Annotated in this window: 22 protein-coding genes; 8 read left to right on the top strand and 14 right to left on the bottom strand. The window is 45.8% G+C overall.

Annotated features, from left to right (window positions below):
• Positions 1-231 precede the first annotated feature (231 nt).
• From fusA to fkpA, 8 genes are all read right to left on the bottom strand, one after another.
• Positions 232-2,331: an elongation factor G gene (fusA, locus tag R7070_RS21605; protein ID WP_005382794.1), complete on the bottom strand. Its 2,100-nt coding sequence runs from the start codon at positions 2,329-2,331 to the stop codon at positions 232-234.
• A 75-nt stretch (positions 2,332-2,406) separates the two neighbouring features.
• Positions 2,407-2,877: a 30S ribosomal protein S7 gene (rpsG, locus tag R7070_RS21600; RefSeq protein ID WP_005382796.1), complete on the bottom strand. Its 471-nt coding sequence runs from the start codon at positions 2,875-2,877 to the stop codon at positions 2,407-2,409.
• Positions 2,878-2,978: 101 nt separating this feature from the next.
• Positions 2,979-3,353, bottom strand: a complete 375-nt coding sequence (rpsL, locus tag R7070_RS21595) for a 30S ribosomal protein S12 (protein WP_004399892.1) — start codon at positions 3,351-3,353, stop codon at positions 2,979-2,981.
• A gap of 177 nt (positions 3,354-3,530) precedes the next feature.
• Positions 3,531-3,806, bottom strand: coding sequence for a sulfurtransferase complex subunit TusB (tusB, locus tag R7070_RS21590; protein WP_054575286.1), 276 nt, complete (start codon positions 3,804-3,806; stop codon positions 3,531-3,533).
• A gap of 7 nt (positions 3,807-3,813) precedes the next feature.
• Positions 3,814-4,170, bottom strand: a complete 357-nt coding sequence (gene tusC / locus R7070_RS21585) for a sulfurtransferase complex subunit TusC (protein WP_005382801.1) — start codon at positions 4,168-4,170, stop codon at positions 3,814-3,816.
• A complete protein-coding gene (gene tusD / locus R7070_RS21580; RefSeq protein ID WP_005382803.1) occupies positions 4,167-4,562 on the bottom strand; it encodes a sulfurtransferase complex subunit TusD in 396 nt (131 codons plus the stop codon). The genes tusC and tusD overlap by 4 nt, the downstream gene beginning before the upstream one ends.
• Positions 4,559-5,281 (bottom strand): transcriptional regulator, encoded by a 723-nt coding sequence (locus R7070_RS21575; protein WP_005382804.1) that lies wholly within the window; start codon positions 5,279-5,281, stop codon positions 4,559-4,561. The genes tusD and R7070_RS21575 overlap by 4 nt, the downstream gene beginning before the upstream one ends.
• A 143-nt stretch (positions 5,282-5,424) precedes the next feature.
• Positions 5,425-6,207 (bottom strand): FKBP-type peptidyl-prolyl cis-trans isomerase, encoded by a 783-nt coding sequence (gene fkpA / locus R7070_RS21570; RefSeq protein WP_017821751.1) that lies wholly within the window; start codon positions 6,205-6,207, stop codon positions 5,425-5,427.
• A 128-nt stretch (positions 6,208-6,335) separates the two neighbouring features.
• Here fkpA and R7070_RS21565 point away from each other — a divergent pair, with 128 nt between their 5' ends.
• The gene (locus tag R7070_RS21565) at positions 6,336-7,322 is read left to right on the top strand and encodes a WD40 repeat domain-containing protein (RefSeq protein ID WP_085570110.1); all 987 of its coding nucleotides are present in this window, start codon (positions 6,336-6,338) and stop codon (positions 7,320-7,322) included.
• Entirely contained in the window at positions 7,319-7,546 is a 228-nt protein-coding gene (locus R7070_RS21560; RefSeq protein WP_005381455.1) for a SlyX family protein, read from the top strand. The genes R7070_RS21565 and R7070_RS21560 overlap by 4 nt, the downstream gene beginning before the upstream one ends.
• Positions 7,547-7,629: 83 nt before the next feature.
• On the opposite strand, the gene R7070_RS21555 is transcribed toward R7070_RS21560, so the two are convergent.
• The 5 genes from R7070_RS21555 to kefG form a co-directional block, all read right to left on the bottom strand.
• Positions 7,630-8,571 carry an isoaspartyl peptidase/L-asparaginase family protein gene (locus tag R7070_RS21555; RefSeq protein ID WP_085570109.1) on the bottom strand — a complete coding sequence of 314 codons (942 nt, stop codon included), beginning with the start codon at positions 8,569-8,571 and terminating at the stop codon, positions 7,630-7,632.
• Between the two features lie 131 nt (positions 8,572-8,702).
• Positions 8,703-9,254 carry a peptidylprolyl isomerase gene (slyD, locus tag R7070_RS21550; protein ID WP_005381451.1) on the bottom strand — a complete coding sequence of 184 codons (552 nt, stop codon included), beginning with the start codon at positions 9,252-9,254 and terminating at the stop codon, positions 8,703-8,705.
• A 92-nt stretch (positions 9,255-9,346) separates the two neighbouring features.
• Entirely contained in the window at positions 9,347-9,547 is a 201-nt protein-coding gene (locus tag R7070_RS21545) for a YheV family putative zinc ribbon protein (RefSeq protein WP_005381449.1), read from the bottom strand.
• A gap of 33 nt (positions 9,548-9,580) precedes the next feature.
• Positions 9,581-11,377, bottom strand: a complete 1,797-nt coding sequence (gene kefB / locus R7070_RS21540) for a glutathione-regulated potassium-efflux system protein KefB (protein WP_017633740.1) — start codon at positions 11,375-11,377, stop codon at positions 9,581-9,583.
• Positions 11,361-11,954 (bottom strand): glutathione-regulated potassium-efflux system ancillary protein KefG, encoded by a 594-nt coding sequence (kefG, locus tag R7070_RS21535; protein ID WP_005381444.1) that lies wholly within the window; start codon positions 11,952-11,954, stop codon positions 11,361-11,363. Before kefG ends, kefB begins: the two co-directional genes overlap by 17 nt.
• 209 nt (positions 11,955-12,163) lie before the next feature.
• Between kefG and R7070_RS21530 the strand changes: the two genes are divergently transcribed.
• From R7070_RS21530 to crp, 6 genes are all read left to right on the top strand, one after another.
• On the top strand, positions 12,164-14,083 hold the full coding sequence (locus R7070_RS21530) for an ABC transporter ATP-binding protein (protein ID WP_053307381.1): 1,920 nt from the start codon (positions 12,164-12,166) through the stop codon (positions 14,081-14,083).
• Positions 14,080-14,568: a TIGR02444 family protein gene (locus tag R7070_RS21525; protein WP_005382813.1), complete on the top strand. Its 489-nt coding sequence runs from the start codon at positions 14,080-14,082 to the stop codon at positions 14,566-14,568. The genes R7070_RS21530 and R7070_RS21525 overlap by 4 nt, the downstream gene beginning before the upstream one ends.
• A gap of 87 nt (positions 14,569-14,655) precedes the next feature.
• Positions 14,656-15,663: a hydrolase gene (locus R7070_RS21520; RefSeq protein WP_005382814.1), complete on the top strand. Its 1,008-nt coding sequence runs from the start codon at positions 14,656-14,658 to the stop codon at positions 15,661-15,663.
• A 33-nt stretch (positions 15,664-15,696) separates the two neighbouring features.
• Positions 15,697-15,909, top strand: a complete 213-nt coding sequence (locus R7070_RS21515; protein ID WP_005382815.1) for a YheU family protein — start codon at positions 15,697-15,699, stop codon at positions 15,907-15,909.
• 125 nt (positions 15,910-16,034) lie between these two features.
• Positions 16,035-16,904 carry a phosphoribulokinase gene (locus tag R7070_RS21510; protein ID WP_005381434.1) on the top strand — a complete coding sequence of 290 codons (870 nt, stop codon included), beginning with the start codon at positions 16,035-16,037 and terminating at the stop codon, positions 16,902-16,904.
• A 240-nt stretch (positions 16,905-17,144) separates the two neighbouring features.
• Positions 17,145-17,777 carry a cAMP-activated global transcriptional regulator CRP gene (gene crp / locus R7070_RS21505; protein WP_005381432.1) on the top strand — a complete coding sequence of 211 codons (633 nt, stop codon included), beginning with the start codon at positions 17,145-17,147 and terminating at the stop codon, positions 17,775-17,777.
• Positions 17,778-17,913: 136 nt separating this feature from the next.
• On the opposite strand, the gene R7070_RS21500 is transcribed toward crp, so the two are convergent.
• Positions 17,914-18,705 carry a DUF1338 domain-containing protein gene (locus R7070_RS21500; protein WP_053350708.1) on the bottom strand — a complete coding sequence of 264 codons (792 nt, stop codon included), beginning with the start codon at positions 18,703-18,705 and terminating at the stop codon, positions 17,914-17,916.
• Positions 18,706-18,797 lie beyond the last annotated feature (92 nt).

Below are 18,797 nucleotides of genomic sequence, written 5' to 3'. Positions count from 1 at the left end.
TGTTTTACCGTGGTCAACGTGGCCGATAGTACCAACGTTAACGTGCGGTTTCGTACGTTCAAATTTTTCTTTAGACACGATCGTGTTCCTTCCTAGTTATGATTCGTCGTGATCATTATTGATCGACGACGCGCCAGAAATTGTTATTTTATGCGCCAACGCCCGTTAGCGCAATATTTGGACGCCCTGATCTCGCAAAAAGTCGTAAACTTTTTGCAGTTCAATCGTCAATTAGTAACCACGCTCTGCAATAATTTTATCTGCGAAGTTTTTCGGCACTTCAGCGTACTCGTGAAACTCCATAGAGTAAGACGCACGGCCTTGAGTTGCAGAACGTAGATCAGTTGCGTAACCGAACATTTCGGATAGTGGTACTTGAGCACGGATGATCTTAAGACCAGCCACACCTTCGTCCATGCCTTCAATGATACCGCGACGACGGTTTAGGTCACCAACAACGTCACCCATCCAGTCTTCCGGAGTGGTTACTTCGACATTCATCATAGGTTCTAGAATCACAGGTTGTGCTTCTAGTGCACCTTTCTTGAATGCCATCGAGCCAGCGATCTTAAACGCCATCTCGCTTGAGTCTACATCGTGGTAAGAACCATCAAATAGTGTAGCTTTAATATCTAGTACAGGGTAACCCGCTAGAACACCACTATTCATTTGCTCTTCGATACCTTTCGATACCGAACTGATGTATTCCTTAGGAATCACACCGCCCACGATTTCGTCTACGAATACGAAACCTTCACCAGGCTCAGAAGGCTCAAGTTTGACCCAAACATGACCGTATTGACCACGACCACCTGATTGACGAACAAACTTACCTTCAACTTCCGCTTTACCACGAATGGTTTCACGGTAAGCAACCTGAGGTTTACCAACGTTACAATCAACGCTGAATTCACGCTTCATACGATCAACGATAATGTCTAGGTGAAGTTCACCCATACCTGAGATCAGAGTCTGACCTGATTCGTCGTCCGTTTCCACGCGGAATGATGGATCTTCCGCTGCTAGTTTACCTAGCGCGATAGCCATTTTCTCTTGGTCTGCCTTAGAACGAGGCTCTACAGCAATCTGAATAACTGGTTCAGGGAACTCCATGCGCTCTAGAATCACTTTGTGGTTCTGATCACACAGCGTGTCACCTGTGGTTACGTCTTTCAGACCGATAGCAGCTGCAATATCACCAGCGCGAACTTCTTTCACTTCTTCACGCTTATTCGCATGCATCTGAACGATACGACCGAAACGCTCTTTCTTCTCTTTTACTGAGTTGTAAACAGCGTCACCCGAGTTTACAACACCGGAGTAAACACGCATGAAAGTTAACGTGCCCACGAATGGGTCAGTCGCAATCTTAAACGCTAGCGCAGAGAAAGGTTCGTTGTCGTCAGCATGACGCTCAACTTCATTTTCTCTTTCGTCGACACCTTTAATTGCAGGTACGTCAACAGGCGATGGCAAGAACTCAACTACTGCATCCAGTACCGCTTGAACACCTTTGTTCTTAAACGCACTACCACAAGTAGCCAGTACGATTTCGTTATTTAGTGTGCGAGTACGTAGAGCTTGTTTGAGCTCAGCTTCAGTCAATTCACCTTCTTCAAGGTACTTGTCCATCAGCTCTTCGCTAGCTTCAGCAGCGGATTCAACCATGTGGTTGCGCCACTCTTCAGCAAGTTCAATCATGTCAGCTGGGATGTCTTCGTAAGTAAACGAAGTGCCTTGATCGGCATCATTCCAGTTGATCATTTTCATCTTGATAAGGTCGATGACACCTCTGAACTCATCTTCCGCACCAACGTTCAGCTGGATTGGAACAGGAGTCGCACCAAGACGATTCTTAATTTGGTTCACAACGCGTAGGAAGTCTGCGCCCGCACGGTCCATCTTGTTTACAAATACCAAACGTGGAACGTGGTATTTGTCTGCTTGACGCCATACAGTTTCAGACTGAGGTTCAACACCAGATGAGCCACAGAACACAACCACAGCACCATCAAGTACACGAAGAGAACGCTCTACTTCGATAGTAAAGTCAACGTGTCCAGGGGTATCAATGATGTTTACGCGATGCTCAGGGAACTGTGCTTCCATACCACGCCAGAATGTAGTAGTCGCAGCGGATGTGATAGTGATACCACGCTCCTGCTCCTGCTCCATCCAGTCCATGGTTGCTGCACCATCGTGAACTTCGCCGATTTTGTGAGAAAGGCCAGTGTAGAACAGAATACGCTCAGTTGTGGTTGTTTTTCCTGCATCTACGTGAGCACAGATACCGATATTACGGTATAGCTCAATAGGAGTTTTACGAGCCACGATTGTATCCTCTTACTAAGGTGTACCTTAGAGTATAGAAAAGTGCTGCGAGAGAACCTCGCAGCACAGAAGGTATTACCAACGGTAATGAGCGAACGCTTTGTTTGCGTCAGCCATGCGGTGAACGTCTTCACGTTTCTTAACCGCAGTACCTTTGTTCTCAGACGCGTCTAGCATTTCAGCAGCTAGGCGTTGAGCCATAGATTTTTCACCACGCTTGCGCGCAGCTTCAACCAACCAACGCATAGCAAGTGCGTTACGGCGAACCGGACGTACTTCTACAGGTACTTGGTAAGTTGAACCACCAACACGGCGAGATTTAACCTCTACCGCTGGGCGAACGTTTTCAAGAGCTTCTTCAAAAATAGCTAAGTGGTCTTTACCAGACTTTTCAGCCATAGCATCTAGTGCAGTGTAAACGATTTTCTCTGCAGTAGATTTTTTACCGTCAACCATTAGGATGTTAACGAATTTTGCCAGCAATTCAGATTTGAATTTTGGATCTGGAAGGATCTTACGCTGACCAATGACGCGACGACGTGGCATGGATTTATCTCCGTTGTCTTCTTCAGGTTTTATCCAAAACTTTTCAGTTTTTTCAAAAAATTAAAAATAATTTAGTGTTTGGCCTTACTTAACGGAATCCATTAAGACTTAGGACGCTTCACACCGTACTTAGAACGACCTTGTTTACGGTCATTTACGCCAGCACAGTCTAGTGCGCCGCGAACAGTGTGGTAACGCACACCTGGAAGGTCTTTAACACGACCACCACGGATTAGAACAACTGAGTGCTCTTGAAGGTTGTGACCTTCACCGCCGATGTACGATGTAACTTCGAAGCCGTTTGTCAGACGTACACGACAAACTTTACGAAGTGCTGAGTTAGGTTTTTTAGGTGTAGTAGTGTAAACACGAGTACATACACCACGTTTTTGTGGGCACGCTTCTAGTGCAGGCACGTTGCTTTTAACAACTTGCTTTGCACGTGGCTTACGTACCAACTGGTTAATAGTTGCCATTAACTAGCTCCTGATTTACTTGAAAGTAAGCTTTGTGAAAAATCTATCCCCAACTGCCAATGCAGTTAGGGACGCAAAATTCTATGCAGCAGTGAGAGGTGTGTCAAGAAATATACGGATCTTTTTTGTTCAATTAGAACAATTCATCCGTAAAGCTTTGTCGACAGCAAATCTTGTTCAATCCCAAGTTAGGGATTTATCCTGTTTTGCTGTTAGTTCAACGAAGCCTGAATAATTCACAATCGTCAGCGATGGACTAATACGATTTGCAATACCGCGAGCTTGTGCATCGCTCTCTAACACAAATACGCTGCGGTTTTTTAGATGGGAAAGTGCTTTATGTTGCGAGTTAGCAGCGTACACTGCATCTTCTATAAGTAAGATGTCATCCTGTTCACTGCATAAAGGCATAGCGTCTTCTAGAGCAGAAACTGTTTTTATGATGTGTAACATAACTTCCTCAAAAAGACAGTAGCTTGCCAGCGTGTTGTAACTTATCTTTGAGCTGTTCTGAGCTTAACGCTTGGGCTTCAATGACTAAATCCGCTTGCGCCAAACCTCGCTGGGTTAACGACTCTGAACACACAAAGACTTGTTCGATGTCGTATAAATCGAAAAGCTTTAACATCGGCGCGTAATCTTTACTCAAAATATTGTTGGGGTCTTGCCCGAGTAGAAGCTGGTATACCCCGTCACCCATGAAAATGACGCTGATATCTTCACAGTAAGCCGACGCGGCTAACAGTGCATCCACACCTTCACGACCAGCTGCACTGCCATGTGGCGCACTACGAAATAGATAAGTTAACTGACTCAAAACTGTACCACTCTGTCTTGGGTTAACATCGCTTCAGCTAGGCTACCTAAGCCTGCTTGTTCAAAACCATCGGCTAGATTGTTCTGTACCAAACCATGTTGATTTGCTTCTTCTTCACTTACAATCCCGCGACGCAAAGCGGCCGCGACACAAGTTTCTAGGCGAACACCATGCTCTTTAGCCAAAAACTGCCACGCCTTATTGAGATCAAACTCATCGTTGGCTGGCACACTCAAAGCAGTACCATTAGTCACACCATCTTGATAAAAGAAGACGCTCACTAGCTGATGGCCTTGCTCTATCACCGCTTTGGCGAACTGATAAGCACTGCGCGCTGACTGGCTGCCATAAACGGGACCATTCACCACTAACGTGTAAGTCAGTTTGCTCACCTTTCATCATCCTCGGTTTTACGTTGACGAATGTACAAGTAAACGGTGTGTTTTGAAATATTAAGGCGATCCGCGACACGGTTGATGGCATCTTTAATATCGAAGATACCTTTGTCGTACAACTCCATCACGATCTGGCGATTTTTGGTGTTGTTAGACACGGACTTATCCGCATTGATCTCTTCGATGGTGCGTTCAACAGTTTGGTCCACCAGCTCTTCTACATCACTAGCAAAGTTGACCGAGGAAGCCGCTTCTTTCGCTTCTTGCGTCGGCATGAAAGACTGAAGGACTTGCGAGAAAGGCGCATCCAAGTTGACGTTGATACACAACAAACCAATCACGCGATTTTCGCCATTACGAATGGCGACAGTAATCGACTTCATCAACACGCCACCTTTTGCACGGGTAAAGTACGAACGTGAGAAGTTGCGCTCCGAGCCTTCGATGTCTTTTAGCATCTTAAGCGCTAAATCGGTGATTGGTGAGCCGACTTGGCGCCCCGTGTTTTCACCGTTAGCGATTTTAATTGCAGAGGTATTTAAGTCTTCTAGAGAGTGAAGAACGATTTCACAAAATGGACCTATCAGGCTGGCGATACCATCCACGACCGCCTCATAAGATCTTAAAATGATTTTGTCGTGCTCGGTAAACGGCATCACGTTAACGGATTCCATTTCGAGCAACATCTCCGCGTTTATTGTTTCTGTAGTTGTCATAAGCCTTCGAGCGAAAAATCAACAAATTGGTGTAAGTTTATCAGAAAATTTGAAAAGCAACCTAGCAAACTCACCAACTAGTGACCTAGAACAAAAAAGGCCCGTTAAACGGACCTTTTTCAATAACTTATCGCAGCTTATTGTTATTGCTCTGCGTTGTCGTTCTCAACTTTTAGCAGCTCAACTTCAAATACTAGCGTTGAGTTAGCAGGAATGCTTGGTGTGTCTTGGTCACCGTATGCTAGCTCTGGCGGGATAACGAATTTGAATTTAGAACCCACAGGCATTAACTGAACACCCTCTGTCCAACCTGGGATTACACGGTTAAGTGGGAACGTTGCAGGTTCACCACGATCGTATGAGCTGTCGAACTGAGTACCGTCGATCAGAGTACCTTTGTAGTGTACTTGAACCGTATCAGTGTCTTTTGGCTTCTCACCTTCAGCTGGTGTCATTACTTGGTATAGAAGACCTGTATCTGTCTTCACTACGCCTTCTTGCTTCTCAAACTCAGCTCGGAAATCATCGCCAGCTTTTTTCGCTTCAGCTGCTTTCTCAGCCGCTTGTGCTTGCATCTTTTCTGCAACACGCTTGTCTAGAGATTCTAGTGCTGCACGTGTTTCTTCTTCATTCAATTCAGCATTGCCTTTGAAGACGTCTTCGATACCTTTTAGTACCAAATCTTTGTTAAGATTAATGCCGATTTCGCTTGGCTTGTCGATGCTTGTGCTTAGGTAGTTAGCAAATGAAACACCGATTGCGTATGCCGCTTTGTCGTCGTCGGTTTTAAAGTGAACCGCTTTACCGGTTTCTGCTTGAACTTGTTCTGCTTGAGGTGCGGTTTCTGTTTTAGTTTCTTCTTTCTGACAACCTACCGCTAGCATAACTGTTGCAGCAAGTAGCGACACTTTTAAAACTGATTTCATTAAATTCTCCCAATAATGGCTCTGCCATTGGTTGTTGTGCACAAATCTTCTATGAGACTAGTGAAGACAATCGTTATACCAATATACTAGCTATATGTCTTAAGACACAAACCGGATTATTAGATGTGATGCAAAGAATTTTTCATTTATTCCTATATTTAATTGTCATCACCACGTTAAATGGTTGCTTTTTCGCCGAGCGTGAAGTGCAGCGTTGGCCGATAGAACCTCAAGGTGCGACGAGCTTCGCACTTAGCAGAGATGGACGGTTTGCTCTGCTCTATTCTCAACAACGTCATTTGATGTTGTGGGACCTAGAGCAAAATGAACAACTAGCCAACCTGGGTGAACTCGATGCCGATGCCAATGTGGTTTCCCATATCCGCATATCTGACAATGGTCGCTACGCAATTACAGCAAGCCAAATGAACTTCGCAGTTTGGGACCTAGGCTGGACGCAATCCGAAGGCCTTTGGTCTATCTCTGATGCGCTCATTCGCGACGTTGATATCACCAGTAATGGTGAACAAGTTCTGCTTGGGTTATCCAACGGTAAAGCAATTTATGTCAACTTAGTCACCGGGCGTCGCATGGAGTTCCTTGCGCATCGTGAAAAAGTCAATTCCGTGGCCATTTCTCCTAATGGGCGCTTCGCCCTAACCGGAGGTAATGACTATAAAGCGTATCTGTGGGATACCGAAACCGGACAAGTACTACGAACCTTCGAACATGAACAACGAATTGTTCGCGTGGCCCTGCAAAGAGATGGAAAATTCGCAATGACATCTGATGGCGGAAACCAAGCGATTGTTTGGGATTTAAAAACTGGACAAGAAGTCACACAGTTGAGCAGTTGGTCACGCCAATTAATTTTCTCTACCGCACGATTTTCTGACGACGGGACTCAACTAGTCACAGGAAGCCCTTCTGGCCGTGTGTCAATATGGGATACTCAAACCGGAAAACGAATGAGTGGATTTGAAGTGGAGCCCAAAAAAGACACTCGCCCTCCCCGTGCGGTCGTGTATGATGCAGCCTTTGATTCAAAACAACGCGTAATTACTGCTACTTCAGCAGGTATTGCCCAAGCTTGGCAGTTAGAGAACGGATCATGACAGAAAAAATCATTCAGCAATTGGAAGCACGCATTAATGACTTAGAATGTCAGCTTGCGTTCCAAGAACAGACTATTGAAGATCTGAACGGCGCTTTATCGCAGCAACAACTGCAAATTACCAAGATGCTCGATCAGATGAAATATGTGGTAGGTAAAGTAAAAAATATGGACTCGTCGAATTTAGCCGATCCGTCAGAAGAAACCCCACCACCGCATTATTAAAATGCAGGCTCAAATAGCATAAAGCCCAGAACATGTTCTGGGCTTTGTTGTATTAATTACTTAAGAAGGCACTCAAGAGGAAGCTATTCGTCGGCGTAGATTTTAACGCTCAGCTCGCCTTGCGTATTAATGCCTGCTCGGTACATGCCAGAACTGTTCATCGCAAAGTGCATCTCACCTTTAGCATCAATGGCAATCAAACCGCCCTCTCCGCCCATCTGTTTGAGATCACCTTGGATAATGTGTTCACAAGCCGTATGAATATCTTCTTGTAAGTAACGCATACGTGCTGCAACGTCTTCCGCAACACGTTTACGAATAAAGAACTCACCGACACCCGTAGTGGAAACTGCAACAACGCCATTTTCGGCCACCGTACCACAACCAATAAGAGCCGAATCTCCGACTCGGTTGTATTTCTTATTCGTCACGCCACCCGTACTGGTGGCAGCGGCTAAGTTGCCTTGTTGGTCCAATGCCACCGCACCAACCGTACCGTGCTTACGGTCATCTGGGTAACGGGACTCGGAAAGAGCAAACAAGCCTTTCTCACGCATAGAAATCAGTTGTTCATAACGACGATCAGTGAAGAAGTAATCTTGCTCGGTATACTCATGACCTTGCTCAAAAGCAAACTTCTCTGCGCCCTCACCCACCAACAACACATGATTGCTGTTTCGCATCACGTCACGAGCGAGCTCAATTGGGTTTCTGATATGACGAACCCCAGCGACCGCGCCTGCTGCAAGGTTTCGCCCATCCATCACAGAAGCGTCCATTTCAACCATTTCGTTGTTGGTCAGCACTGAGCCTTTACCCGCATTAAAGTTAGGAGAGTCTTCCAATACTTTCACTGCCGCTACGACTGCATCTAAGGCTTCACCGCCCGTGTCTAGAATTTGATGTCCCGCTTTTACCGCAGCTTCTAAATCCGCCAAGATGGATTGTTGCAGCTCATCGCTCATCTGTTCACGCAAGATTGTGCCCGCACCACCATGAATGGCAATCGAGAAAGGTTTCGTCATCACTTTGTCCAACTGTTATTCCTTGTATGGTTGGCACTACACCTTAGATAAACAAAAAGCGCAAGTTGAAAACTCAACTTGCGCTTTTCAAAGCTTTGCTAGATAAGATTATCTAGTGAAGGCGCTTATGATTAGTGAGAACCACAGCTACCGCCGCCACAGCAGCCGCCTTCTTCTTCGTGATCGTGGTCATGATCGTGACCACCACAACAGCCACCACCTTGGTGGATGTGACCGTGTTCGATCTCTTCTGCTGTTGCTTCACGTGTAGACATAACTTCTACTTCGAAAGTTAGTGTTTGACCAGCTAACATATGGTTACCGTCAACAACCACTTCGTTGCCGTCAACTTCTGTTACTTCAACAGGGATTGGACCTTGGTCAGTGTCAGCTAGGAAGCGCATGCCCACTTCGATTTGCTCAACGCCTTGGAACACGTCCGCAGGAACGCGCTGTACTAGCGCATCGTTGTGCTCACCGTAAGCTTCTTCAGGAGCTACCGTTACTGAGAACTTGTCGCCAGCCACTTTACCTTCAAGTTCTTTTTCAAGACCTGTGATTAGGTTGTTGTGACCGTGAAGGTAATCTAGAGGTGCTTCTGCTGTTGATTGATCAACAACGACACCGTCTTCCATCATTACTTTGTATGCAAGGCTTGCAACAACGTTCTTTTCAATTTTCATACTAACTCCAGGGAGATTAATTGACTTAACCTGAATGGGGTTAAGTACTGAGATATCTGGGTGTATTATGGGGATCAATTATCGAAGTTCAATTACTCCGGCTTAAAAATTCCGATCATTTCCTGATCTGAGTGTTTATTTTTCTCTACAGATTGTGGTTTGCGCTGCTCTGTAAACTCACACTCGACACACTCAACTAATTCGATGTTATTTTCAATCCACCAGCGCAGGGTATCTTGCTGGCTGCAATTTGGGCAGCTAGCGCCGGCAATAAAACGTTTCTTGATTTTCACGCTATTTCCTTAGCTTGAGTCTTGGCTCAAGTACTACTTCCAATGATTAGGTGACTGATGGTCGCTCTCCATTTCACGACCAAATATTTCTTCTAGCTCTTTGCGGGCCTCTTTCGCTCTTTGAGCTAATTTCTTATCTTCATTGTGTTGAGGCAATAAGTCCTTAAGCATAGCATTATCTAACTTGCGAAAATGTGCTTCTGCCCGCTTTGCTTGATAAGGATGCATACCCAGTTCTACGAGCGCTTGGCGACCGAGATCTAGTGCCCCTAGAAATGTTTCACGAGAGTAATTCTCTACACCATGACTCATTAACTGGTAAGCCTCGACACGGCTTCTTGCTCGGGCTAACAACTTAAGTTTCGGGAAGTGCACGCGACAAATGTCCACGATGGCCATCACCTCATCAGGTGAATCAGTACAAATAATCAATGCTTCCGCTTTATCAGCGCCAGCAGCCCTCAATAGGTCAATTTGTGTAGCATCGCCATAAAACACTTTGTAACCATACTTACGTAATAGGTGGATTTGGCTGGCATCACTTTCTAATACTGTCACTTTGATTTTATTGGCATACATTAAACGTCCGACGATCTGACCGAAACGTCCAAAGCCTGCAATGATAACGCGTGGTCGGCGATCCACGACTTTCGTGGTCATGCCCTCTTCTTCTTGATTCAGGGTATGAGCAAACCACTTCTTTTGTCCCATCAGCAAAAGAGGAGTCGTCACCATGGATAGACTGACCACCACCAACAGAAACGCCACTTGCTCTTTGGACAAAATGCCCTCTTGGCTCGCCGCGGTAAATATGACAAAGGCAAACTCACCGCCTTGGCTCAAAATTGCAGCCATACGGCTTCTCGCTTTGGCTCCGACACGGGCAGCTCTCGCCAATGCATACAAAACCAAACCCTTAACCACGACCAAAGCCACCACCGCACCGAGAATCTCTAAAGGGTGTAATGCCAATAACCCCAAGTTTACCGCCATGCCCACCGCAATAAAGAATAACCCCAACAACAGACCTTTAAATGGCTCGATAGCGATTTCCAGCTCATGGCGATACTCACTCTCTGCCAGCAAAACGCCTGCTAAAAAAGTCCCCAATGCCATCGAAAGGCCAAGCTTTTGCATCACGACCGAAATGCCAAGCACGACTAAAAGTGCAGCAACGGTAAAGAGCTCACGAACGCCGCTCATCACGACAAAACGAAATAGCGGACGTAGTAAAAAGTGACCTCCAATCAACAGTGCTACCACACTGCCTAAAATAGTGAAGACATCCAACCAACTTCCACCACTATGCCCGCCTGCTAGCAAGGGCAACATCGCCAGCATCGGGATCACTGCAATATCTTGAAAGAGCAGCACCGCAAAACCAGATTGCCCCGTTTCGGTACCATTAAGCCCTTGCTCTTCAATGACTTTAAGCGCAATCGCCGTCGAGGACAGCGCCAACCCCATCCCGATCACCAAACTCACTTGCATGCTTACGCCAAACATACTGACGACACTACCAATCACGGCGGTCGTGACCACAACCTGCGCACCGCCTAAACCTAAAATCGGCCCTCGCATCTGCCACAATTTTTTAGGGTTTAATTCCAGCCCTATCAAAAACAGTAACAACACAACCCCAAGCTCGGCAAAATGCAAAATGGCATCAACGTCGCTAATTAAGCCAAGCCCCCATGGGCCAATCAACACACCAGCGAGTAAATAACCTAAAACCGAGCCAAGCCCAAGGCGCTGAGCAATCGGCACCGCAATAACCGCAGCCGAAAGAAAGACCACACTGCTTTGAAGAAACTCACTGGTGATCGCCATACTGACCTCCTCGATCTGCCGCTTGCCAGTTTTCAAGTGGGTTACTCAGCCATCCACGGTATAACTCGGCATGTTCGTAGCGTTCAATATCCGAAACATTTCTTGACCAATACAACACCAGAGGTTCAATCCAGTGCATTTGGCATAGGGCTGCCGTCAGTTCAAACGGTTGCAAGATTTGCTCAAGTGGGTATTTGTTGTACCCCTTCGCGCTGAAGGCTTCTTCTTTACCACCTGTTGTAATGACACTGCGCCAGTATTTTCCTTCTAGCGCCGCACCTCCGCCAAACGCAAAGCCTTTACCTAACACTCGGTCTAGCCACTCTTTTAATAGGGCTGGACATGAATACATATAAAGTGGGTGGTGAAATACAATCACATCGTGAGCGAGCAACAACTCATGTTCGTAATTCACATCAATAAAGAAATCGGGGTAAACACCGTAAAGATCGTGCACAGTGACGTGATCAAGCGACTGAGCTTTTTTTATCATCACTTGATTGGCAATCGAGTTATGTGGCTCTGGATGAGCATAAATGACCAGAACTTTTGGGAGAATAGACGGTGCAACAGCCAAATGGTCGTCCTTGTGGTTATTTTTATCCGTTATCAAATTGTTATACTTTTTTGTACAGCATAATGCAATTAAAGCGAATCAATCGACTTTTCCGGCCAATACCCCTACTATTCACCGCTAGATATATACCCAAGTGGCTTTAAAAACGATTGAAACCACTTCGCTATGTAACCAAGCAACGCGCACTGCGCAAAGTGAATGAAAACTTTATGATTACCTTCTCTGATATTCAGTTACTGCGTGGCGGTAAACCTCTTTTAGACCAAGCTTCTGCGACTATTCACCCTGGCGATAAAGTCGGTCTTGTGGGCAAAAACGGCTGCGGTAAATCAACGCTGTTTGCCCTACTGAAAGATGAACTGTCAATTGATGCAGGCTCATTTAGCCAACCTCAACATTGGGAGTTGGCCTGGGTCGCACAGGAAACGCCTGCGCTAGAGCGCACTGCACTGGAATACGTCATTGATGGTGATCGCGAATACCGCGCTCTCGAAAAGCAGTTAGCTGAAGCAGAAACACAAGACAACGGAACCCTAGTTGCCGAGATACACGGTAAAATTGAAACCATTGGTGGTTACAGCATTCGCGCTCGCGCGGCAGAACTGCTCGATGGTTTAGGGTTCAGCCAAGAGCAAATGAGTTGGAGTTTGACCCAATTCTCGGGTGGTTGGCGTATGCGTCTTAACTTGGCTCAAGCGCTATTGTGTCGTTCTGACTTATTGCTACTCGATGAGCCAACCAACCACTTGGATTTGGACGCGGTAATGTGGTTAGAGCGTTGGCTACAAAACTACCCTGGCACGCTGATTCTGATCTCGCACGACCGAGACTTCCTTGATCCAATTGTTGGTCGCATCATTCACATCGAGAATCAGCAGCTGAACGAATACACGGGTAACTACTCGTCATTCGAAAACCAACGCGCACAAAAGATGGTGTTACAACAAGCGATGTTTGAAAAGCAACAGAAGCAGATGTCGCACATGCAAAGCTACATCGACCGCTTCCGTTACAAAGCATCAAAAGCACGCCAAGCCCAAAGCCGTATCAAAGCTTTGGAGCGCATGGAAAAAGTACTGCCAGCTCAATTCGATAACCCATTTAGCTTCCAATTCCGTGAGCCAGCTGCGCTGCCAAACCCAATCATGATGATGGATGAAGTATCTGCAGGTTACGGTGACAACCTCATCTTAGAGAAGATCCGCTTGAACTTGGTTCCTGGCAGTCGTATTGGTCTACTCGGCCGTAATGGTGCGGGTAAATCGACCTTAATCAAGCTGCTCTCTGGTGAACTTAACGCGCAAGGTGGTGACCTAACTTACTCACAAGGCGTGAAAATTGGTTACTTCGCTCAGCACCAGTTAGAAACGCTTCATCCTGAAGAAACGCCGCTGCAACACATGATGCAAATCGCACCCGATCAAACCGAACAGCAGCTACGTGATTACCTAGGTAGCTTTGGCTTCCAAGGTGACAAAGCACTAGAAAAAGTTGCGCCGTTTTCTGGTGGCGAAAAAGCCCGTTTGGTATTGGCTTTAATTGTGTGGCAAAAGCCAAACCTGTTGCTACTTGATGAACCGACCAACCACTTAGACTTGGACATGCGCCAAGCACTTACGATGGCACTGCAAACATTCGAAGGTGCGATGGTGATTGTTTCGCACGACCGCTATTTACTGCGCGCTACGACCGATGACTTGTATTTAGTGCATGATAGACAAGTTGCTCCGTTCGACGGTGACTTAAATGACTATTACAAGTGGTTAACCGAACAACAAAGAGCGGAACGCAAAGAAGCACAAGCCGCACAGCCAGCCAAAGATAGTGCCAACAGCGCGGCAGCGAAAAAAGAGCAAAAACGTCGCGATGCAGAGTTTCGAAAACAGACAGCGCCAATTCGCAAAACGCTGACACAACTAGAAAATAAAATGGATAAGTTAGGTGCTGCACTGGCCGAAGCTGAAGAACAATTGGCGGACAACTCACTGTATGCGGCCGAAAATAAAGCTAAACTTAACCAAGTGCTGGCACTTCAAGCTTCTAGTAAGGCTGAGCTCGAAGAAATTGAAATGGAATGGATGTCTGCTCAAGAAACGTTGGAGCAGATGGAGCTAGAGTTTAATCAATGAGTAATCAACACGCTGAATACACACTCACCCTAGAACACCTTTGGCAGTTTAGTCTGCAGTTTTATGGTGTGCGAGAAGTGAAAGAGGCGTGCTTATCATTGCAAAACAACTACCACGGTAACGTGAACCTACTCCTGCTGCTCAGATGGCTCGATGAGCAGCAACTCATTTTCCAAGAAAAAGACTGGCCCTTGGTGCAAGACTGTCTAGGTAGAAGCGAAACTTTACTTCACTCCTTTCGCGACCTTCGTCGCCACCTTAAGTCTCAAGTCAATGACGCTTTGTATCGTGAGACCTTGCAGTTTGAGCTGCAACTAGAAAAGCAGCAACAAGCGGATTTGGTGGACTGCATTAACTCACTTGCACTACTCAAAAATGATGGTGACCCACTGACGTTGAGATACTGTCGTCAACTCGGTGGGGAGCATTTGCAGCAAGCCTTTGCTATGCCGGTGCCAAACATTCAACCACCAAAACGCCCATAAATCTGTAGAATACCTATAATCTTTATAAAGGATTATATTAATAAGTTCTTCAACGGACACCGAAGGACCGCATAAGAGCAGTTAGGTATGACACAATTTTTCGCAGCCGCCGGGATCAAAAACCCGCATCTCCAAACGCTTTTGCCGCGTTTTATTCGCAAAAAAGCGTTGTTTACGCCGATTTGGCAAACCCTCGATACATCCGATGGCGACTTTCTCGATCTCGCGTGGAGCGAGGACCCAACCCAAGAGCCTGCACTAAAAAAGCCGATTTTTGTTTTATTTCATGGGTTAGAGGGATGCTTCTATAGCCCTTATGCCAATGGGCTAATGAATGCATTTGCTCAATCTGGATGGCTGTCGGTGATGATGCATTTTCGTGGCTGCAGCGGTAAACCAAACAAAAAAGCACGAGCTTACCACTCGGGTGAAGTGACGGATGCTCGTTACTTCCTAGAGCACCTTGAACAACGTTTTCCTGATAATCCCAAAGTTGCGGTTGGTATTTCTCTTGGCGGTAACATGTTGGCGAATTATTTAGCCCAATATAAAGACCACCCTATTTTGAATGCAGCGACTATTATCTCAGCTCCTTTAGACCTAGCGGCGTGTGCGAACCGTATAGAACAAGGCTTTTCGAAAGTGTATCGCCGTTATCTGCTTTCTTCACTGAAACGTAACGCGTTACAAAAGCATCATCTATTGCATGGCGAGCTCGCTTTGTCCTACAACTCAATAAAACGTGTCACACGATTGTATGAATTCGATGATTTGATCACCGCACCATTGCATGGCTTTAAAGACGCACAAGATTATTACGACCAATGCTCTGGCTTAAGTAAACTACAGCAAATCACGCTACCCACACTGATCATCCATGCCAAAGACGATCCGTTCATGACCGACGATGTGATCCCGAAATTTGTTCTGCCAGATAACATTGATTACCGTCTCTTTGAGCACGGTGGCCATGTTGGCTTCCTGACAGGAACGGCGTTAAAACCTAAGTTTTGGTTGGAGGAAGCGCTGCCCGCGTATTACGAAAGTATCGCCGCAGATTACCTTTCTGCTGTATCCAAGCAACGAACGCAGTAAACTAGCCGCTCATCATAAAAGTTAGAGGTATTTATGATCATTCCATGGCAAGACATTGCGCCGGAAACATTGGAAAACTTAATTCGTGAATTCGTCTTACGCGAAGGAACGGATTACGGAACCGTCGAGGTTTCTTTGCAAGACAAAATTGATCAAGTTAAAGCTCAATTGGAAAAAGGTGAAGCGGTTATCGTGTTCTCTGAGCTACACGAAACCGTCGATATTCAGCATAAAACAAAATTTTAGACCCTTCACATTTTACCGTATCCCACTCGATGACAAGGTATTGTTACGTGCTATAGTGGGATATCGACCGTGCAGTAGTAACTCTACTGCACATTACAGGTAAGTAATTTTCGACAAGGTTTGTCATGTCAGCTAAACACCCAATTATTGCGGTTACTGGTTCGTCCGGTGCCGGCACGACCACTACATCTGAAGCCTTCCGTAAAATGTTCAATATGATGAACGTTAAACCCGCATGGGTTGAAGGCGATAGCTTCCATCGCTTTACTCGCCCAGAAATGGACATCGAAATTCGCAAAGCCCGCGAGCAAGGTCGACACATTAGCTACTTTGGCCCACAAGCTAATGACTTCCCGGGATTAGAAGAGTTTTTCCGTAAGTTCGGGCATGACGGTACTGGCAGCGTGCGCCGTTATCTGCACACGTTTGACGAAGCGGTTCCCTACAATCAAATGCCAGGCACGTTTACACCGTGGCAAGACTTACCCGAAAACAGCGACGTGCTGTTTTATGAAGGGTTACATGGTGGCGTGGTCGATGGCGATGTTAATGTTGCTCAACATGTGGATTTCTTAATTGGCATGGTGCCGATTGTGAACTTAGAGTGGATCCAAAAATTCGTACGTGACACTCGCGATCGCGGCCATTCGCGTGAAGCGGTAATGGACTCAATCGTGCGATCCATGGACGATTACCTCAACTATATCACTCCGCAGTTTTCTCGTACTCACATCAACTTCCAGCGCGTACCGACCGTTGATACTTCCAACCCACTTAATGCAAAAGGCATCCCTAGTTTGGATGAGAGTTTTGTGGTGATTCGCCTACGCGGTATCAAGAATGTCGACTTCCCATATCTGCTGGCCATGATTGATGGCTCATTCATGTCACGCCACAACACGATTGTCGTACCCGGCGGTAAGATGAGCTTTGCAATGGAGCTCATAGTTCGGCCTATCCTACAACAGCTCATCGAAACAGGGAAAATTGGCTAAAAACCTGCCTGCGAAGATGTTTACTTTTCATACCGTGATCATGTGCACAGTTTTGCTTACAAAATCTCAATCATGGCACGATTAAAATCAAGAAATCGTTTTCGAAAAAGGATACTATTTCTTACCGAAACACAAGAGAGCTTGCAGCATATAAAAAGTGCTCTTATTCTAGTAGGCCTAATTCAGGCTTAGCTAAAATATGGATAGCGCAAGCGTACCCTGCAGAGGAAGTGAGATATTATGGTTCTAGGTAAACCTCAAACCGACCCAACATTAGAGTGGTTTCTTTCACACTGTCATATTCATAAGTACCCTTCAAAGAGCACGCTAATTCACGCGGGCGAAAAGGCAGAAACTTTGTACTACATCGTTAAAGGTTCTGTTGCGGTTCTTATCAAAGACGAAGAAGGTAAGGAGATGATCCTTTCTTACCTAAACCAAGGAGACTTTATTGGTGAACTTGGTCTATTCGAGGAAGACCAAGAGCGCACAGCTTGGGTTCGTGCTAAATCTCCTTGTGAAGTTGCTGAAATTTCTTTCAAGAAGTTCCGTCAGCTTATCCAAGTAAACCCAGACATCCTAATGCGTCTTTCTGCGCAGATGGCTCGTCGTCTTCAAGTAACTAGCCAAAAAGTGGGTGACCTGGCGTTCCTAGACGTAACTGGTCGTATCGCTCAGACGCTTCTGAACCTTGCAAAACAACCAGACGCAATGACTCACCCAGACGGCATGCAAATCAAGATCACTCGTCAAGAAATCGGTCAAATTGTTGGCTGTTCTCGTGAGACAGTAGGTCGTATTTTGAAGATGCTAGAAGAGCAGAACCTAATCTCTGCTCACGGTAAAACCATCGTAGTTTACGGTACTCGTTAATCTCAAACTAGAGTGACACGAACAAAATTATAAAAGCCACCAATGGAAACATTGGTGGCTTTTTATTTGCTCATGACCAAATGAGATAGGGTGCAGCGAACACTAATGAGTAAGCTTAACAGGTTAACCCTAAAACTTAGCTATTCGTACTTTCAAAGATTTTGTCAGCTGAAGCGGCCACGAAACCTGGGTACAAATCACCATTTTCCATCGGATAGCGCTTAGCAAATTCATAAAACCCGCCAGGGATAATTTCAGTGCCTTCGCTAAAACGAACCGCTACTTTATCTGCCATGGTCGATGACTGCTCTAGCAACACCTCAGGAGTGCCCTTCACTTCACCACCATTTTCATTAATGGTAAACCCAGCGGTACGCAGATGATCGTTTACCTGCTTCACTTCTTCATATTCATTGAGCTGGTTAACGCTCACCGTGAAGTGGTTTGCTCCGTAACCATGCGCCGCAAGCCAAGATGCGTACTCACTTTCTTTAGCCAACGTTTGGTAATCAGCAAAGCTTAAATCCCACAAGCGTCCACCATGTAAGAATGCACTATCGTTCAGCTTGTCAGCATCGACTTGTGCCACCAAATTTTTCACAATCTCTTGTAGCTCAGACGAGCACTCTTCAACTTTTAGCTCACTAATAAAGACTTTAGGTTGCTTCGGATCTGGGTGCTCATAGTGCTTAGCAACCAGCTTTTTGCTTTCGAAAACGTAATCACCACACGCCTTGTAACCAATAGCTACAAATGGCTTAGCTAGAGTTTCAATACCAAGAGGCGCGATATTGAAGGTACGTAAAGCTATATGATCATTAATCAGAGGCTCATCTTCTTGAAGCAGCTGATGCACTTTAGCCGCCGAAGGGCAAAGACGTTGAATGTAATCTTGCCATAGCGATTCAAATAACACATCGGGCGTCATAACGACTCCTTGTTACGAGATGTAGAGTTTAAAGGTAAGCGGAAGTTGGCTGCTCGTTCACAACAAAAGTTGTCCAGAATAATGAACGAGCA

It is taken from the genome of Vibrio sp. 1557 (assembly GCF_033340175.1).
Lineage (GTDB): Bacteria > Pseudomonadota > Gammaproteobacteria > Enterobacterales > Vibrionaceae > Vibrio > Vibrio alginolyticus.
The sequence above is the reverse complement of the archived record's forward strand: the minus strand, read 5'-3'. Positions and strand labels throughout refer to the sequence as shown.

What these genes read in the sequence shown, in the direction of transcription:
- rpsG (WP_005382796.1), bottom strand. Translation starts at nt 2,877, where the DNA reads ATGCCACGTCGTCGCGTCATTGGTCAGCGTAAGATCCTTCCAGATCCA.
- rpsL (WP_004399892.1), bottom strand. Translation starts at nt 3,353, where the DNA reads ATGGCAACTATTAACCAGTTGGTACGTAAGCCACGTGCAAAGCAAGTT.
- tusB (WP_054575286.1), bottom strand. Translation starts at nt 3,806, where the DNA reads ATGTTACACATCATAAAAACAGTTTCTGCTCTAGAAGACGCTATGCCT.
- R7070_RS21575 (WP_005382804.1), bottom strand. Translation starts at nt 5,281, where the DNA reads ATGACAACTACAGAAACAATAAACGCGGAGATGTTGCTCGAAATGGAA.
- fkpA (WP_017821751.1), bottom strand. Translation starts at nt 6,207, where the DNA reads ATGAAATCAGTTTTAAAAGTGTCGCTACTTGCTGCAACAGTTATGCTA.
- R7070_RS21565 (WP_085570110.1), top strand. Translation starts at nt 6,336, where the DNA reads ATGCAAAGAATTTTTCATTTATTCCTATATTTAATTGTCATCACCACG.
- R7070_RS21560 (WP_005381455.1), top strand. Translation starts at nt 7,319, where the DNA reads ATGACAGAAAAAATCATTCAGCAATTGGAAGCACGCATTAATGACTTA.
- R7070_RS21555 (WP_085570109.1), bottom strand. Translation starts at nt 8,571, where the DNA reads ATGACGAAACCTTTCTCGATTGCCATTCATGGTGGTGCGGGCACAATC.
- slyD (WP_005381451.1), bottom strand. Translation starts at nt 9,254, where the DNA reads ATGAAAATTGAAAAGAACGTTGTTGCAAGCCTTGCATACAAAGTAATG.
- kefB (WP_017633740.1), bottom strand. Translation starts at nt 11,377, where the DNA reads ATGGCGATCACCAGTGAGTTTCTTCAAAGCAGTGTGGTCTTTCTTTCG.
- R7070_RS21530 (WP_053307381.1), top strand. Translation starts at nt 12,164, where the DNA reads ATGATTACCTTCTCTGATATTCAGTTACTGCGTGGCGGTAAACCTCTT.
- R7070_RS21525 (WP_005382813.1), top strand. Translation starts at nt 14,080, where the DNA reads ATGAGTAATCAACACGCTGAATACACACTCACCCTAGAACACCTTTGG.
- R7070_RS21520 (WP_005382814.1), top strand. Translation starts at nt 14,656, where the DNA reads ATGACACAATTTTTCGCAGCCGCCGGGATCAAAAACCCGCATCTCCAA.
- R7070_RS21515 (WP_005382815.1), top strand. Translation starts at nt 15,697, where the DNA reads ATGATCATTCCATGGCAAGACATTGCGCCGGAAACATTGGAAAACTTA.
- R7070_RS21510 (WP_005381434.1), top strand. Translation starts at nt 16,035, where the DNA reads ATGTCAGCTAAACACCCAATTATTGCGGTTACTGGTTCGTCCGGTGCC.
- crp (WP_005381432.1), top strand. Translation starts at nt 17,145, where the DNA reads ATGGTTCTAGGTAAACCTCAAACCGACCCAACATTAGAGTGGTTTCTT.
- R7070_RS21500 (WP_053350708.1), bottom strand. Translation starts at nt 18,705, where the DNA reads ATGACGCCCGATGTGTTATTTGAATCGCTATGGCAAGATTACATTCAA.